General features: G+C 26.7%; 12 protein-coding genes. 9 read left to right on the forward strand and 3 right to left on the reverse strand.

What is annotated here, in order from left to right; genetic code table 11:
* The first annotated feature begins 68 nt into the window (after positions 1–68).
* From rpoH to metE, 3 genes are all read left to right on the forward strand, one after another.
* On the forward strand, positions 69–929 hold the full coding sequence (gene rpoH, locus RJT65_RS00130) for an RNA polymerase sigma factor RpoH (RefSeq protein WP_343152796.1): 861 nt from the start codon (positions 69–71) through the stop codon (positions 927–929).
* A gap of 77 nt (positions 930–1,006) precedes the next feature.
* Positions 1,007–1,807 (forward strand): Cof-type HAD-IIB family hydrolase, encoded by an 801-nt coding sequence (locus tag RJT65_RS00135; protein WP_343152797.1) that lies wholly within the window; start codon positions 1,007–1,009, stop codon positions 1,805–1,807.
* A gap of 140 nt (positions 1,808–1,947) precedes the next feature.
* Positions 1,948–4,218: a 5-methyltetrahydropteroyltriglutamate--homocysteine S-methyltransferase gene (gene metE / locus RJT65_RS00140; RefSeq protein WP_343152799.1), complete on the forward strand. Its 2,271-nt coding sequence runs from the start codon at positions 1,948–1,950 to the stop codon at positions 4,216–4,218.
* Positions 4,219–4,417: 199 nt separating this feature from the next.
* Here the strand turns inward: metE and purH are convergent, their stop codons facing one another.
* Both purH and RJT65_RS00150 read right to left on the reverse strand, forming a co-directional pair.
* Entirely contained in the window at positions 4,418–5,989 is a 1,572-nt protein-coding gene (gene purH, locus RJT65_RS00145; RefSeq protein WP_343152801.1) for a bifunctional phosphoribosylaminoimidazolecarboxamide formyltransferase/IMP cyclohydrolase, read from the reverse strand.
* A 111-nt stretch (positions 5,990–6,100) separates the two neighbouring features.
* Positions 6,101–6,400, reverse strand: coding sequence for an HU family DNA-binding protein (locus RJT65_RS00150; protein WP_343152803.1), 300 nt, complete (start codon positions 6,398–6,400; stop codon positions 6,101–6,103).
* 482 nt (positions 6,401–6,882) lie between these two features.
* On the opposite strand from RJT65_RS00150, the gene thiC reads away from it, so the two are divergent.
* Genes thiC through thiH form a run of 6 tightly spaced genes read left to right on the forward strand, consistent with a single transcriptional unit; the run spans position 6,883 to position 12,285 of the window.
* The gene (thiC, locus tag RJT65_RS00155) at positions 6,883–8,718 is read left to right on the forward strand and encodes a phosphomethylpyrimidine synthase ThiC (RefSeq protein WP_343152805.1); all 1,836 of its coding nucleotides are present in this window, start codon (positions 6,883–6,885) and stop codon (positions 8,716–8,718) included.
* A 57-nt stretch (positions 8,719–8,775) separates the two neighbouring features.
* The gene (gene thiE / locus RJT65_RS00160; protein WP_343152807.1) at positions 8,776–9,405 is read left to right on the forward strand and encodes a thiamine phosphate synthase; all 630 of its coding nucleotides are present in this window, start codon (positions 8,776–8,778) and stop codon (positions 9,403–9,405) included.
* A gap of 1 nt (position 9,406) precedes the next feature.
* Entirely contained in the window at positions 9,407–10,171 is a 765-nt protein-coding gene (locus RJT65_RS00165; RefSeq protein ID WP_343152809.1) for a HesA/MoeB/ThiF family protein, read from the forward strand.
* Positions 10,152–10,352 (forward strand): sulfur carrier protein ThiS, encoded by a 201-nt coding sequence (gene thiS / locus RJT65_RS00170; protein WP_343152810.1) that lies wholly within the window; start codon positions 10,152–10,154, stop codon positions 10,350–10,352. The genes RJT65_RS00165 and thiS overlap by 20 nt, the downstream gene beginning before the upstream one ends.
* Before the next feature lie 4 nt (positions 10,353–10,356).
* Positions 10,357–11,127 carry a thiazole synthase gene (locus RJT65_RS00175; protein WP_343152811.1) on the forward strand — a complete coding sequence of 257 codons (771 nt, stop codon included), beginning with the start codon at positions 10,357–10,359 and terminating at the stop codon, positions 11,125–11,127.
* A gap of 6 nt (positions 11,128–11,133) precedes the next feature.
* Entirely contained in the window at positions 11,134–12,285 is a 1,152-nt protein-coding gene (gene thiH, locus RJT65_RS00180; protein ID WP_343152813.1) for a 2-iminoacetate synthase ThiH, read from the forward strand.
* A gap of 79 nt (positions 12,286–12,364) precedes the next feature.
* Here thiH and rpoC read toward each other — a convergent pair whose 3' ends face one another.
* Positions 12,365–16,588 (reverse strand): DNA-directed RNA polymerase subunit beta', encoded by a 4,224-nt coding sequence (gene rpoC, locus RJT65_RS00185; RefSeq protein WP_343152814.1) that lies wholly within the window; start codon positions 16,586–16,588, stop codon positions 12,365–12,367.
* Position 16,589 lies beyond the last annotated feature (1 nt).

Consider the following 16,589-nt stretch of genomic DNA (forward strand, 5'->3'; position numbering starts at 1 on the left):
TACAGTAGTATGTAGTTATCTTAAGTAATTTAATATTGTATCAATACAAAAATTATATCTGGATTTACATGATAAATAAGGTTCAAATTCTATCTATATCTCCTTTAGGAAATTTAGATGCTTATATTAGAAAAGTGAATTCTTGGCCTATGTTGTCAAGTAAAGAAGAAAAATTTCTTTCTGAAAAATTATATTATCATGGAGATCTAGAAGCGGCTAGAACGTTAATTCTATCACATTTAAGATTTGTTATTCATATTTCAAGAAATTATTCAGGTTACGGTTTGTTACAAGCTGATTTGATTCAAGAAGGAAATATAGGATTAATGAAATCTGTTCGTAGGTTTAATCCAAGTTTAAATGTACGTCTTGTTTCTTTTGCTGTTCATTGGATTAAATCGGAAATACATGAATATGTTTTAAGAAATTGGAGAATTGTAAAAGTAGCGACTACTAAATCACAAAGAAAATTGTTTTTTAATCTTAGAAAAAATAAACAACGATTAGGATGGTTTAATAATCAAGAAATTGAAATAGTTGCAAAAGAACTTGGAGTAAGCATTTCAGATGTAAGAGAAATGGAATCAAGAATGTCAGCACAAGATGTAGCCTTTAATGTTTCATCAGAAGATGATTTTCTTGGAGAAGGAAAATTTTTTAATGTGAAACCTTATTTAAAAGATCAATTCTCTAATTTTGCGAATTTTGTCGAGCAAGAAAATTGGAAAAAACATGTTACGAAAAAATTAACTAATGCTTTATTAAAATTAGATAAAAGAAGTAGACATATTATCAATCTTAGATGGTTAAATGAACATAGTAAGATTACTTTACAAGAAATAGCAAATAATTATGGAATTTCAGCAGAAAGAGTTCGACAATTAGAAAAAAACGCAATGAAAAAATTAAGAATTGCTATAGAATCATAAATTTTTTTTCAGTTTAAAGTTAATTTATTTTTAACAAAAGTTTATTATTTTAATTATTTTTTTTGAGATTTTATTATATGGAATATATAGTTGTTTCAGATTTAGATGGTACGTTATTGAACAATAATTTTCAACTTTCTAACTTTACTAAGTTGGTAATAAGAAAATTAAGTAAAATGGGTATACGTTTTATAATAGCTACCGGGAGGCACTATATTGATGTATTGAAGTTTCAAAAAGAATTGGGAATTAATTTTTTTTCAATTACTTCTAATGGTTCAAAAATTTATGATTTTTCGGGTAATTTAATTTTTAGTTGTGATTTATCATCAGATGTTTGCATAAGGTTACAAAAAATAAGAATTTTTGATAAAGATATCTATACTCATGTGTATAAAAATAATCAATGGTATGTTAATGGAATACTTATCAAGAATAATCAAGTTAATATAAATAAAATTTCTACTTTTTTAGATATTAAAAATAGAAAATTTTTTTTTTCTAAAGTAAGTAAAATATATTTTACTTCTATAGATATAAAAAAAATAAAAATTTTAGAAAAAGAAATTTTAAATAATTTTAAAAATGAAGTAAGTATAACTTACTCTTCTCCTCTTTGCTTAGAAATTATGCCTAATAAAATATCTAAAGGTTTTGCTTTAAAATTTTTATCAAATTATTTAAAATTTCGCTTAAAAAAATGTATTTCTTTTGGAAATTCTTTAAATGATCAAGAAATGTTAGATATTTCTGGAAAAGCTTATATAATGAATAATGCAGATGAAGATTTAAAAAAATCTTTACCTCATTTAAAATGTGTTAAAAACAATTTTGATGATGGAGTGGCTAATTTTTTAGTTAATTTTTTTAAGATTTAATCTTAAATTATCTAATAAAATTTCAAATAACCCATTTTAAATTAATATGTATATAAATATTTTATTTTAAATATATTCATATATAAATAAAATTTTTATAGAAGTAATGTTTTTTTAAAATTTTTAATAAGGTTTACTTTATGACAGTATTTAATCATATACTTGGATTTCCAAGAATTGGATCAAAGAGAGAGTTAAAAAAAGCTCAAGAAGAATATTGGTCTGGTAAGATAACAAAAAAAGAATTATTATTTGTAGGAAAAAAGTTACGAAAAGAAAATTGGAAACAGCAAAAAAAATATGGAATTGATTTTTTACCTGTAGGAGATTTTTCTTGGTATGATCATGTGTTGACAACAAGCATGTTTTTGGGAAATATACCTGATCGACATAAAAATTCCGATTCTTCTATAGATATAGATACAATGTTTCGTATTGCTCGTGGTTCAGCTCCAAAAGGAAAGCCTGTTTCTGCCTCTGAAATGACAAAATGGTTTAATACTAATTATCATTATATAGTTCCTGAATTTCATAAAAATCAAGAATTTTCTTATTCTTGGAATCAATTGTTAGAAGAAGTTGATGAGGCTCTATCATTAGGATATAAAATTAAACCAATTTTATTAGGACCTTTAACATATTTATGGTTAGGGAAAATTAAAGGAGATTATTTTAATCGAATTGACTTATTACATAAAATTTTACCAATTTATAAACATATTTTAAAAGAATTATCTGATAGAGGAATTTCTTGGGTTCAGATAGATGAGCCAATTTTAGGATTAGAATTATCTAACAAATGGAAGGAAGGTTTTAAATTTGCTTATCGATTTTTAGGTCATCATAAAAATTTGTTGTTAACAACTTATTTTGAAGATGTTAGTCTTAATTTAGATTTAATAGTACAATTACCTATTGCTGGATTACACATCGATTTGTTTTCTGGTAGTTATGATTTGTTGGCTTTAAATAAAAAGTTACCTGAAGATTGGCTATTATCTTTAGGGGTGGTAAATGGAAGAAATATTTGGAAAACAGATTTACTTTACTGGTTTGAAAAAATTATTCAAATAGTAAGTAAAAGAAAAAATATTTGGATTGGCTCGTCTTGTTCATTATTGCACTCTCCTATTGATTTAAACCTTGAAAAAAATTTAAGTCAAGAAATAAAAAATTGGTTTGCTTTTGCTTTGCAAAAATGTTTTGAATTGTCTATGCTTACAAAATCTTTAAATAATAAAGATATAACTGGAATTAAAGAATGGAGTGAATTACTTCATACTAGAAATATTTCTAAATTTGTTCATAATAAAGATGTTCAACATAGGTTAGAAAACCTTAATTCTCAAAGTTTAGATAGAAAAAGTGCTTATGCAGCTCGTTATTTAGAACAAAAAAAAGCTTTAAAACTACCAATCTTTCCTACTACAACTATAGGTTCTTTTCCTCAGACAGAAGATATTAGAAAAGTAAGAAGAGATTTTAAAAATGGATTGGTTACAATTGAAGATTATAATGAACATATTAAAAATAATATAAAAAAAGTAATTTTAGAACAAGAATCATTAGGAATTGATGTATTAGTTCATGGAGAAGTTGAACGAAATGATATGGTGGAATATTTTGGGGAAAATTTAAACGGATTTGCTTTTACTGATTATGGTTGGGTGCAAAGTTATGGTTCTCGTTGTGTTAAACCTCCTATAATTATAGGAGATATCTATCGAACCAAACCCATTACTGTTAAATGGTCTAAATATGCTCAATCTTTAACTAATAAACTAGTTAAAGGAATGTTAACAGGTCCAATAACTATTTTATGTTGGTCTTTTCCTAGAGAAGATGTTTCAAAAGAAACAATAGCTAAACAAATTGCTTTAGCTTTACAAGATGAAGTGTTAGATCTAGAATCAGCGGGTATTAAAATTATTCAAATAGATGAACCGGCATTAAGGGAAGGTTTACCGTTAAGAAAACAAGATTGGAAGAAATATTTATCTTGGGCTGTCAAAGCTTTTAAATTAACATGTTTTGGTGTAAAGAATACTACTCAAATTCATACTCATATGTGTTATTGTGAATTTGAAGATATTATGGATGCTATTGTACATTTAGATGCTGATGTTATTACGATTGAAACATCTCGTTCCGATATGCAATTATTAGAATTTTTTAAAAATTTTAAGTATCCGAATGGTATTGGTCCTGGGGTATATGATATTCATTCACCTAATGTACCAAAAATTGAAGATATAAAAAATTTATTAACAAAAGCATTAACTTATATTTCAAAAGAAAATTTATGGGTTAATCCTGATTGTGGTTTAAAAACAAGAACTTGGATTGAAACGAGAAAGGCTTTAAAGAACATGGTACTTGCTGCTGAAAATATGCGGTTGGATACATTGTAATTTTGTATAGAAAAATGGTCAAAAAGAAGGCGCTTTTTTTATAAAAAAAGCGCCTTCTTTTTGACCATTTTTCTATACAAAATTACAATGTATCCAACCGCATATTTTCAGCAGCAAGTACCATGTTCTTTAAAGCCTTTCTCGTTTCAATCCAAGTTCTTGTTTTTAAAGGTAAAAGTATATTAATTTTAGTTATTTTTTAGTGTTTAAAATGACGAAAATTAGTAAAAATCATGGTCATGTGACACTTATCAGCTTCTTTTTTTACCTCTTGATCTCTAATAGACCCACCTGGTTGTATAACAGTTTTTATATTCAATTTATTCGCTTCTTTAATTGAATCTGAAAAAGGTAAAAATGCATCAGATGCCATAATTATATTATTATATTTTTTTTTGTTTTGATTTAATAATTTCATATTAGCAACTTTAACAGAACATAATCTACTTGTTTGTCCTGCTCCTATACCTAAAGTAACTCTATTTTTTACATAAACAATGCCATTTGATTTAATAAATTTGACTATTTTCCAAGCAAAAATAGCATCTTTTTTTTCTTCTTCGGTAGGAATTCTTTTTGTAACAATTTTCCATTTTTTAACATCAATTGATAATTGATCTTTTTCTTGAATTAAAAGTCCATTTGTTACAGACTTAAAATCTAAAAAATTTTTTTTATTTGTGAAATAACCAACAGAAAGTAAGCGTATATTTGGTTTTTTTTTAAAAATTTTTAAAGCAGATGAAGTAATATCTGGAAAAATAATGACTTCAACGAATTGTTTGTTTAATATTTCTAAAGCAGTAACGGAATCTAAAATTTTATTAAAAGCAATAATTCCTCCAAATGCAGAAGATGAATCACTTTCATAAGCTAATTTATAAGCTTGGTGTAAATTTTCTGCACTGGCTACACCACAAGGATTTCCATGTTTAATTATTACACAAGTAGGTTCAATAAATTCCTTTACACATTCTAAAGCTATATCAGCATCATAAATATTATTTAATGATAACTTCTTCCCTTGAATTTTTTCTACATTTCCAATAGATCCAGAAAAAACTTTTTTTTCTGTATAAAAAGCTCCCTTTTGATGTTTATTTTCTCCATAAGAAAGATTTTTTTTCTTAAAAAATTGCATATTTAATATTGATGGAAAAGTTTCTTCTTTTTTTTTCAGTGAAGTAACTTTTTTTTTAAAAAAAGTAAATATTTTTTTTTCATACATAGCGGTGTATTCAAAAGCTTTCATAGCTAACCGCATTCTTTCATTTATAGATAATGTATTATTTTCCAAATGTTTATCAAATAGTAAATAATCTTTATTATCTACAAGAATTGAAATATGTTCATAATTTTTAGCAGCAGCACGAACTATAGCTGGACCTCCTATATCAATATATTTTAGAATTTCTTTCATTTTTTCATTTTTCCAACTTTCTTTTTCATCAAAAGAATAAAAGTTGGCTATTACTAGATCAAAAGGAATTATAGAATATTTTTTAATAATGTGATCATCTATTCCTTTTCTATATAAAACACCAGCATAAATTTGATAATGTAAAGTTTTTAATCGACCATCCATAATTTCTGGAAAATTAATATAATCAGAAATGTTTGTAACATTTATTTTATTTTTTCTTAATATATTCGCAGTGCCTTCAGTAGAAAATAATTTAATGTTTTTTTTTATTAATTTTTTTGAAAATTCAACAATTCCTGATTTATCAAATACACTAATTAAGGCAGTTTTAATATTTTTTGATTTCATAATTTTTTTATTCTTTTTAATATTTTTAAAAAATATAATTTAAATATAAGTTTTATATTTTTATAAAAATAAGAGGGCTAAATGCCCTCATTTATTTTAAGATTCTGGGCATTATTTAACAGCTTCTTTTAAACTTTTACCTGAGGCAAAGCTTGGTATTTTTGTTGCAGAAATTTTAATTTCTTTTCCTGTTTGAGGATTTCTACCTATTCTTTCTGATCTATAATTTACTTTAAATGTTCCAAACCCGACTAGCTGTACTGTTTCTCCTTTTTTAAGAGAATTTGTAATCGTTGATAGAGTGGCTTCTAAAAAAATTTTAGTAGTAGTTTTAGGTAAATTGGTAATTTCAGAAACAATATCAATTAATTGAGCTTTATTCATTTTTTTTTCCTTAATTAAATATTTCATTTAAAAATTTAAAAAGTATTAATACTATTTTTCTGAGTAGTTACATATTTTAAAGAATAAATTTTAATTAAATATAAATAAAAGTGAGGTATATAAAATATATATTTTTATATAATTTCAAATCGTTTGAAAATTTTTAAGAAAGTATTTTTGTATTAATATTTTTGTGTTAAAAATAATAAACGTAAAATAAGTATTCATTATAGTTAAAGTTTTTAACTGTTAAAAATTTTTTATTTAATTTTTTTATAGAAATAAATTATTAATGTTTTTAAAGAATGTAAAAAGATACAATCTATTGTATAATTAATCATTATAATTTAGCAGAATTTTTTTACTAAATTAATATTTTACTATTTTAAAAAAGTTTAAAAATTTATCATAGTATAATTGTATTGACTTTAAAAGTTTTAAAAAAATTAAAGCTTAAAAAAAATATATATATAAATATTTTTGTTATTATAAAAAAAATAGAGAAAAAAATGAACATTATTAAAAATAAAAAACGATATCTTGCTAGAAAAGAAGCAAAAAAATTTATTGATACAATTAAAAGTACTACTTTTCCAAATTCTGAACGTGTTTATATTTCTGATAATAAAAAAAAAATATCTGTTCCGATGAAAAAAATTAATTTAACTATTAATTCTGATCATAATAATGTGTGTAAAACTGATAAAGTAAAACCAAAAAAAGATTTTATCTTAACTTACGATACATCAGGTCCTTACGGTGATAGTACAAAAAAAATTGATATATATCAGGGAATAAAAAAAACAAGAGAAGAATGGATTAATCTTAGAAATGATAGTATTTCATATACTAAAAAAATTACAAGTGATTGTTTAAATGAAAAAATAAAAATTTCTTCTACTTTAAATTCTAATACTTTTAGGAAAGCAAAACCAAAGTTTGGTTTAACTCAAATGTATTATGCTAAAAGAGGAATCATTACTTCAGAAATGGAATTTGTCGCTGTTCGAGAAAATTTAAATCAGCAAAAAATAATTGATAAACGAATGAATCAACAGCATTCTGGAAACAATTTTAAAGATCAACAACATATAAAAATTACATCTGAATTTGTTCGTAATCAAATAGCTCTTGGTCGTGCAATAATTCCAGCTAATATCAATCACCCTGAATGTGAACCTATGATTATAGGTAGAGATTTTTTGGTAAAAATAAATGCTAATATCGGAAATTCTTCAATTTCCTCTTCAATTGAAGAAGAAATTGAAAAATTAGTATGGGCAACAGTCTGGGGAGCCGATACAGTCATGGATTTATCAACAGGTAGATATATAAAAGAAATAAGAGAATATATATTAAGAAATAGTCCTGTCCCAATAGGAACAGTACCTATATATGAAGCTTTAGAAAGAGTAAACGGAATACCTGAAAACTTAACATGGAATATATTTAAAGAAACTATTATTGAACAAGCAAAACAAGGTGTAGATTACTTTACAATCCATTCTGGATTATTGCTAGATCATATTCCTATGACATCTAATAGACTTACAGGAATTGTTTCTAGAGGAGGTTCTATAATAGCTAAATGGTGCTTATTCCATCAAAAAGAAAATTTTTTGTATACTCATTTTGATGAAATATGTGAAATATGTGCAGAATATGATGTGTCTATTTCTTTAGGAGATGGATTAAGACCTGGTTCAATTTATGATGCAAATGATAAAGCTCAATTTTCTGAATTAAAAGAATTAGGAAAATTAACTAAAATAGCTTGGAAGAGAAATGTACAAGTAATGATAGAAGGCCCTGGACATGTTCCAATGCAAATGATTAAAGAGAATATGTCAAAACAAATTGAACACTGTCAACATGCTCCTTTTTATACATTAGGACCATTAGTTACAGATATTGCTCCTGGATATGATCATTTTACTTCAGGAATCGGAGCGGCTTTAATAGCTTGGTTTGGTTGCGCTATGTTGTGCTATGTAACACCCAAAGAACATTTAGGCTTGCCTAATAAAGAAGATGTTAAGGCAGGTTTAATAGCTTATAAAATAGCAGCCCATGCAGCTGATTTAGCAAAAGGGCATCCGGGAGCTCAAATTAGAGATAATGCTTTATCTAAAGCTCGTTTTGAATTTAGATGGGAAGATCAGTTTAATTTATCTATTGATCCTAATACTGCTAGAACTCTACATGATGAAAGTATACCTAATAAATCAGGAAAAACAGCTCATTTTTGTTCTATGTGCGGACCTAAATTTTGTTCAATGAAAATTAGTCAAGAGATTAGAAAAAGTACTATTTCATCTAATTTTAATAAATCAATAAAAAATTAATAATAATTAAATATTTAACAAAATAAAAAAATAGTTTTTAACTTTTGGAATAAAATTTTGAAAAATTTTCCAATCATTACAAGAAAAATAGGATTGTATCCTATTGTAGATAGTACTAGTTGGATTAAAAAATTATCTAAGTTTAATATTAAAAATATTCAACTTCGAATTAAAAAAAAATCTGAGTTCGATATAGAAAGAGAAATAATAACAGCAATAAAAATTTCTGAAATAAAAAAAATTAATTTATATATTAATGATTATTGGAAATTAGCAATAAAACATAAAGCTTATGGAGTTCATTTAGGCCAAGAAGATTTAAAAAAAGCTAATCTTAAATTAATTTTAAATTCTGGTATAAAACTTGGAGTTTCAACAAGAAATGAAATTGAATTTAATGAAGCAATAAGTCTTCGACCTTCGTATATAGCTATTGGGCATATCTTTCCTACTGGAAGCAAAAAAATGGAATGTATGCCTCAAGGATTAAAAAAAATTAAAACATACATACAAAAAAAAGATACCATTCCGATAGTAGCAATCGGAGGTATTACATTAAAGCGTTTACCATTAATTTTAAATTTTAATATAGATGGTTTTTCTTTAATTAGTGCTATAACAAAATCTAAAAATTGGAAGTTCAGTGTTTTAGAATTTTTAAAAATAATTGAAAAATATTGGAAATAATATGTTAAATGATAATGATTTTTTTCGTTATAGCCGTCATTTATTATTAAAAGAAGTAGGTATTAAAGGACAAAATAAAATTCAAAAAAGTAAAATATTAATTATTGGATTAGGAGGATTAGGATCAGTTGTATCAATGTATTTATTAGCTTCTGGAGTAAATACTTTATTTATTTCAGATGGAGATGTTTTAGAATTAAGCGATTTACAAAGACAAATTATATATGATAATAATCAATTAGGAAAATTAAAATCCGAATTAGTTAAAAAACGTCTAACAAAAATGAATCCTAATTGTAAAATTACAGCTATATCTGAATATCTTAATGAAAAAAATATTCATTTTTTTATTAAAAAAGTAGATATAATATTAGATTGCACAGATAATTTAACAACCAGAAGAATAATTAACAAATTCTGCGTAAAAGCAAACAAACCTTTGTTAATTGCTTCAGCGATAGGATTTAAAGGACAATTAATTGTTATTCAACCCCCTTGGAAATTTGGATGCTATTCATGTTTATGGCCGGAAAACATTAAAGAAAACAATAATTGTGAATCATTAGGTATTTTTTCTCCTATAACTGGAATAATAGGATCATTTCAAGTATTAGAAACTTTAAAATTAATTTTAAATGGAGAATCATCGATAAATGGAAAAATTCAGCTATTTAATGGATTAAATTTGTCAATTAATCAAATAAATCTAAAAAAAAATATTCATTGTTCTATATGCAGAGGGAAAAATGAAAATTACAGTGAATGAAAAAGAACTGCTAATTAAATCCTCATTAACTATAATAGAATTATTTAAAAAATTTCCAATATATTCTAAAAATTCAGCTGTATCTGTAAATAACAATATAATTCCTCAAAAAGAATGGAAAGAATATAATATAAAAGATAACGATCAAATTGTTCTTTTTCATATTATAGCAGGAGGTTAAAAGAATGTTAAAAATATCAAATAAAGAATTTCATTCAAGATTATTATTAGGTACAGGAAAATTTTCTAGTTCATCTATAATGTTACAATCGATTCAAACATCAGAAACAGAAATAGTAACATTATCTATTGCAAGAATTGATTTTAAGAAAAAACAAGAAAATTTTTTAAAACCGCTTAAACAACTAAATGTAAAATTTTTACCTAATACGTCTGGAGCAAAAAGTGCTGAAGAAGCCGTGTTTGCAGCAATGTTAGCTAGAGAAGCTTTGAATACAAATTGGATTAAATTAGAAATTCATCCTGATACTAATTATTTAATGCCTGACCCTATTGAAACATTAAAAGCAGCTGAATTATTAGTAAAAAAAAAATTTGTAGTACTACCATATTGTAGTGCTGATTTAGTTTTATGTAAACGATTAGAAGAGGTAGGTTGTGCAGCGGTTATGCCTATTGGTTCTCCAATTGGAAGTAATAAAGGATTACAAACTATCGATATGTTAAAAATTATTATCGAACAATCTAATGTTCCTGTAATAATAGATGCTGGGATTGGTGCCCCGAGTGATGCTAGTAAAGCAATAGAAATCGGTGCTGATGCTGTTTTAGTTAATACAGCAATAGCAGTTTCTGATGATCCTATTACTATGGCAAAATCTTTTTGTTTATCTGTAAAAGCTGGATATTTAGCTAGAAAAGCTAAATTACCCATAAAAAAGAAGTATGCCGAATCAACTAGCCCCTTGACATCGTTTTTGATGACTAAAAGATAAAAAATTATGAAAAACAACTTTACTCAAGAATGGAAAGTGTATAATTGGGAAAAAATTGTTAAAAGCATCAATTCTAAAAATAATTTAGATGTAAAACAAGCATTATCTTCTTTAGAAGTAAATTCGAAAAATATAATGTCACTGTTATCTCCTTCTGCTAATCAATATATTGAAGAAATTGCAAAAAAAGCAAAAAAGTTAACACGTCAAAGATTTGGAAACATTGTTTCATTATATATACCTTTATATGTTTCTAATTTATGTTCTAACATTTGCACTTATTGTGGTTTTTCTGTTCTTAATAATATTAAAAGAAAAATTTTAACTAGTGAAGAAATATTAGAAGAATGTAAATCGATTAAAGAGTTAGGATTTGAAAAAATATTATTAGTTAGTGGTGAACACGAAAAAAAAGTTGGAATGGATTATTTTAGGAAGAATTTACCTATAATTAGAAAAAATTTTAGTACTTTAACAATAGAATTTCAGCCATTCTCTACTAAAAACTATAAAGAATTAAAGAAAATAGGTGTAGATGGAGTTTTAGTATATCAAGAAACATATAATTATAAATCATATTTGCAACATCATTTAAAGGGTAAAAAAAGAGATTTTTTTTTTAGGTTAAATGCCTTAGAAAGAGTAGGAGATGCTCAAATAAATAACATAGGTATAGGAGTTTTGTTAGGGTTATCGGATAGTTGGAGAGCAGATTGTTATTATATGGCAATGCATCTTTTATTTCTTAAAAAAAAATATTGGAGAAGTAATTTTTCAGTTTCTTTTCCTCGTATACAACCATGTGTAGGGGGGATTTCATCAAAAAATTTTATTAGTGATCGAGAGTTATTTCAATTAATTTGTGTTTTTAGATTATTTTTCCCTGATGTAGAATTTTCTCTTTCTACAAGAGAAGAAGCTACTTTTCGAGATAACGTTATTCCTATTGCAATTAATTCTATTAGTGCTTATTCTAAAACATATCCAGGAGGATATTCAAAAAAGTTAAATAGAACAAAAAAAAGAGAAAAATTAAAACAATTTGAAATTAAAGATATTAGAACTCCGAAAGAAATAGAAAATATGATAAAAAAATTAGGATTAAAACCTATTTGGAAAGATTGGGATTATTATTTAGGAAGAAAATGTAACATTTAAAGTTAAAAAAAAATTCATTCAAGAATATCTATTCTTTCAGATATTCTTGAATTTTTTATAAAATATAAATTTTATTAAGTTAATTTACTGTTAATTCAGAGTTTAAAAGTTCTGATAAATTAGCAGATGCTTCTTCAACGGTGATTTTTGATTGATGAGAAATATCTACTTTTTCTATAGGTTCTTTACGATTACTTCTAGTTTGATGATAAGCATATCCAGTTCCAGCTGGAATTAATCTACCTACAATAACATTTTCTTTCAAGCCTCTTAATTCATCTCTTTTTCCTGCAACCGCTGCTTCAGTTAATACTCTAGTGGTTTCCTGAAAGGATGCGGCAGAAATAAAAGATTCTGTTGCTAATGATGCTTTAGTAATTCCTAATAAATCTCGTGAAAAAGTAGCAGGATTTTTTCCTTTTTTTATTAATTTTTCATTAGCTGTTTTAATTCTTGAATATTCTACTTGTTCTCCTATTAAAAAATCTGAATTTCCAGAATGGAGAATAGTAGCTTTCCTTAACATTTGTCTTATAATTACTTCTATATGTTTATCATTTATTTTTACGCCTTGAAGACGATAAACATCTTGAACTTCATTAACAATATATCTAGTAACTGATTGTACACCTCTTAATCTAAGAATATCGTGGGGAGATTCAGGGCCATCAGATATTACGTCACCTTTTTCAACTCTCTCTCCTTCAAAAACATTTAATTGTCTCCATTTAGGAATCATTTCTTCATACAGATTTTCGTCATTCATAGGGTTAATAATTAATCTTCTTTTTCCTTTAGTTTCTTTTCCAAAAGAAACTAGTCCGCTAATTTCTGCTAAAATAGCTAATTCTTTTGGTTTTCTAGCTTCAAAAAGATCAGCAACTCTAGGTAAACCACCAGTAATATCTTTTGTTCCTCCAGATTCTTGAGGAATTCTTGCTAAAGTATCTCCAGAGCTAATTTCAGTTAAATTTTCTAGTTGAATAATAGCTTTTCCTGGTAAGAAATATTGAGCTGGAACATCTGTACCGGGAATTAGTATATCTTTTCCATAAGTGTCTATAATTTTTAACGATGGTCTTAAATCCTTACCTAAAGCGATTCTTTCAGAAATATCTAGTACAACTATAGAAGAAAGACCAGTCAATTCATCAGTTTGCCTAATAATACTTTGTCCCTCGATCATATCAACAAACTGAACAAAACCTTTAACTTCACTAATTACAGGAATTGTATGTGGATCCCATATAGCGACAGTTTCTCCAGCTTTTACTTTTTTTTCATTTCCTTTAGTAAGGATGGTTCCATAAGGAACTTTATAACTTTCTTTAGTTCTACCGAAGGAATCAATCATATTTAATTCAACATTTCTAGATAAAATAATAATTTGTCCTTTAGAGTTCATAATAGATTTTGCATTATTTAGTCGAATAGTTCCTTCATTTTTTACTTGAATATTAGATTCAGCAGCAACTCTTGAAGCTGCTCCTCCAATATGAAAAGTTCTCATGGTTAATTGAGTTCCTGGTTCTCCAATTGACTGAGCTGCAATAACTCCAATTGCTTCTCCTTTATTCACTAAATTACCTCTAGCAAGATCTCTTCCATAACAATATGCGCATACTCCAAAACTTGTATTACAATGAACTACTGATCTAACTTTTACATTATCAATGGAATTTTCTTCTAAAATATTACACCATTGTTCGTTTAACAATGTATTTCGAGGAATTAAGATACTAGCTGTATTAGGTTTTAAAACATTTTCAGCAGTTACTCTACCCAGTACTCTTTCTCTTAAAGGCTCTTTAACATCTCCGCCTTCTATGACAGGAGTCATAAAAATTCCTTTATTCGTATTGCAATCGTTTTCTGTCACAACTAAATCCTGAGCTACGTCGACCAATCGACGAGTTAAATAACCAGAATTTGCTGTTTTCAATGCAGTATCTGCTAATCCTTTTCTTGCTCCATGCGTAGAAATAAAATATTGCAGTACATTTAGCCCTTCACGAAAATTAGCAGTTATGGGTGTTTCAATAATTGAACCATCTGGTTTTGCCATTAAACCTCTCATTCCTGCTAATTGTCTAATTTGCGCCGCTGATCCTCTTGCACCAGAATCTGCCATCATAAATATACTATTAAAAGAAGTTTGTACTCTTTTTTTTCCTTTTTTATCTAAAATGAATTCTGTAGATAAATTTTTCATCATTGCTTTAGAAACACGTTCGTTAGCTGCAGCCCATATATCAATTACTTTATTATATCTTTCTCCAGAAGTTACTAATCCGGATTGAAATTGTTCTTGTATTTCTACAACTTCTTTTTCTGCTTCTGTGATAATTCCTATTTTCTCATTAGGTATAACCATATCATCAATTCCAACTGATGCACCAGATCTAGCAGCATAAGAAAAACCAGTATACATAATTTGATCAGCAAAATTAACAGTATCTTTTATACCTAAAATTCGATAACAAGTATTTAACATTTTAGAAATACTTTTTTTTCCTAATGTTTTATTAACAATACTGAATGAAAGTCCTTTTGGAACTATCATCCATAGAATAGATCTTCCAATTGTTGTATTTACAATTTTTTTATTTTTAATAAATTGATTATTCTTATTCTTTTTATATTCTGTAATCCTTACTTTAACAGATGCATGTAAATCAACTAAACCTAAATAATAAATTCTTTCCGCTTCTTTGGGATTACTTAATAACATTCCCTCTCCTTTCCCATTGATAGTTTCTCTAGTCATATAGTAAAGTCCTAGTACTACATCTTGAGAGGGTACTATAATTGGATCTCCATTTGCAGGGGAAAGAATGTTATTAGTAGACATCATCAATGCCTTTGCTTCTAATTGTGCTTCTAATGTTAAAGGAACATGAACTGCCATTTGATCACCATCAAAATCGGCATTATATGCTGCACAAACTAAAGGATGTAATTGAATAGCTTTTCCTTCAATTAACATTGGCTCAAAAGCTTGAATTCCTAATCTGTGTAAAGTAGGAGCTCGATTTAATAAAACTGGATGTTCTTTAATAACTTCATCCAATATATCCCATACGATAGGTTCTTCTCGTTCAACCATTCTTTTAGCTGATTTTATTGTAGTTGCTAATCCTCTAACTTCCAATTTTCCATAAATAAATGGTTTAAATAATTCTAAAGCCATTTTTTTTGGTAGCCCACATTGGTGTAAACGAAGATATGGGCCAACGGTAATTACTGATCTTCCGGAATAATCAACTCTTTTTCCTAATAAATTTTGTCTAAACCTACCTTGTTTTCCTTTAATCATGTCAGCTAATGATTTAAGCGGTCTTTTATTAGAGCCAGTTATAGCTCTACCTCTTCTTCCATTATCTAATAAAGCGTCGACAGCTTCTTGTAACATTCTTTTTTCATTTCTAACAATTATATCTGGAGCGGATAATTCTAATAAACGTTTTAATCGATTATTTCTATTAATTACACGACGATATAAATCATTTAAGTCGGAAGTAGCAAACCTTCCTCCATCTAAAGGCACTAATGGACGAAGATCAGGGGGGAGAACAGGTAAAACAGTTAGAATCATCCATTCTGGTTTGTTATTAGATTGTATAAAAGACTCTATTAATTTAATTCTTTTAGTAATTTTTTTTCTTTTAGTTTCTGAATTTGTGTCTTTAAGTTCTTGTCTTAAATTTTCACATTCTTCTTTTAAATTCATATGAATTAAAAGTTGTTGTATTGCTTCAGCTCCCATTTTTGCATCAAATTCATCTCCGAATTCTTCGAGGGCATCTAAATACTGTTCTTCTGTTAGAATTTGTTTTTTTTCAAGATTAGTCATTCCACTATCAATTACAACATAAGATTCAAAATATAAAACTCTTTCTATGTCTCTTAGTGGCATATCTAATAATAACCCAATTCTAGAAGGTAGAGATTTTAAAAACCAAATATGAGCAGTTGGAGATGATAACTCAATGTGTCCCATTCTATCTCTACGAACTTTACTTTGAGTGACTTCTACTCCACATTTTTCACAAATAACACCTCTATGTTTTAACCGTTTATATTTTCCACATAAACATTCATAATCTTTAACAGGACCAAATATTCTAGCACAAAATAAACCATCTCTTTCTGGTTTAAAAGTTCGATAATTTATTGTTTCTGGTTTTTTTACTTCTCCAAAAGACCAGGAACGAATCATATCTGGTGCCGCTAAAGCGATTTTTATTGCGTCGAATTCTTCTGTTTTAGTTTGTGATTTTAGAAATTTTAATAAATCTTTCACG

It is taken from the genome of Buchnera aphidicola (Mindarus japonicus) (assembly GCF_039393905.1).
Lineage (GTDB): Bacteria > Pseudomonadota > Gammaproteobacteria > Enterobacterales > Enterobacteriaceae > Buchnera_A > Buchnera_A aphidicola_B.

Coding starts and splice junctions, on each gene's coding strand:
- RJT65_RS00175 (WP_343152811.1), top strand. CDS start 10,357: ATGTTAAAAATATCAAATAAAGAATTTCATTCAAGATTATTATTAGGT.
- RJT65_RS00165 (WP_343152809.1), top strand. CDS start 9,407: ATGTTAAATGATAATGATTTTTTTCGTTATAGCCGTCATTTATTATTA.
- purH (WP_343152801.1), bottom strand. CDS start 5,989: ATGAAATCAAAAAATATTAAAACTGCCTTAATTAGTGTATTTGATAAA.
- thiC (WP_343152805.1), top strand. CDS start 6,883: ATGAACATTATTAAAAATAAAAAACGATATCTTGCTAGAAAAGAAGCA.
- rpoH (WP_343152796.1), top strand. CDS start 69: ATGATAAATAAGGTTCAAATTCTATCTATATCTCCTTTAGGAAATTTA.
- thiH (WP_343152813.1), top strand. CDS start 11,134: ATGAAAAACAACTTTACTCAAGAATGGAAAGTGTATAATTGGGAAAAA.
- RJT65_RS00135 (WP_343152797.1), top strand. CDS start 1,007: ATGGAATATATAGTTGTTTCAGATTTAGATGGTACGTTATTGAACAAT.
- thiS (WP_343152810.1), top strand. CDS start 10,152: ATGAAAATTACAGTGAATGAAAAAGAACTGCTAATTAAATCCTCATTA.
- metE (WP_343152799.1), top strand. CDS start 1,948: ATGACAGTATTTAATCATATACTTGGATTTCCAAGAATTGGATCAAAG.
- RJT65_RS00150 (WP_343152803.1), bottom strand. CDS start 6,400: ATGAAATATTTAATTAAGGAAAAAAAAATGAATAAAGCTCAATTAATT.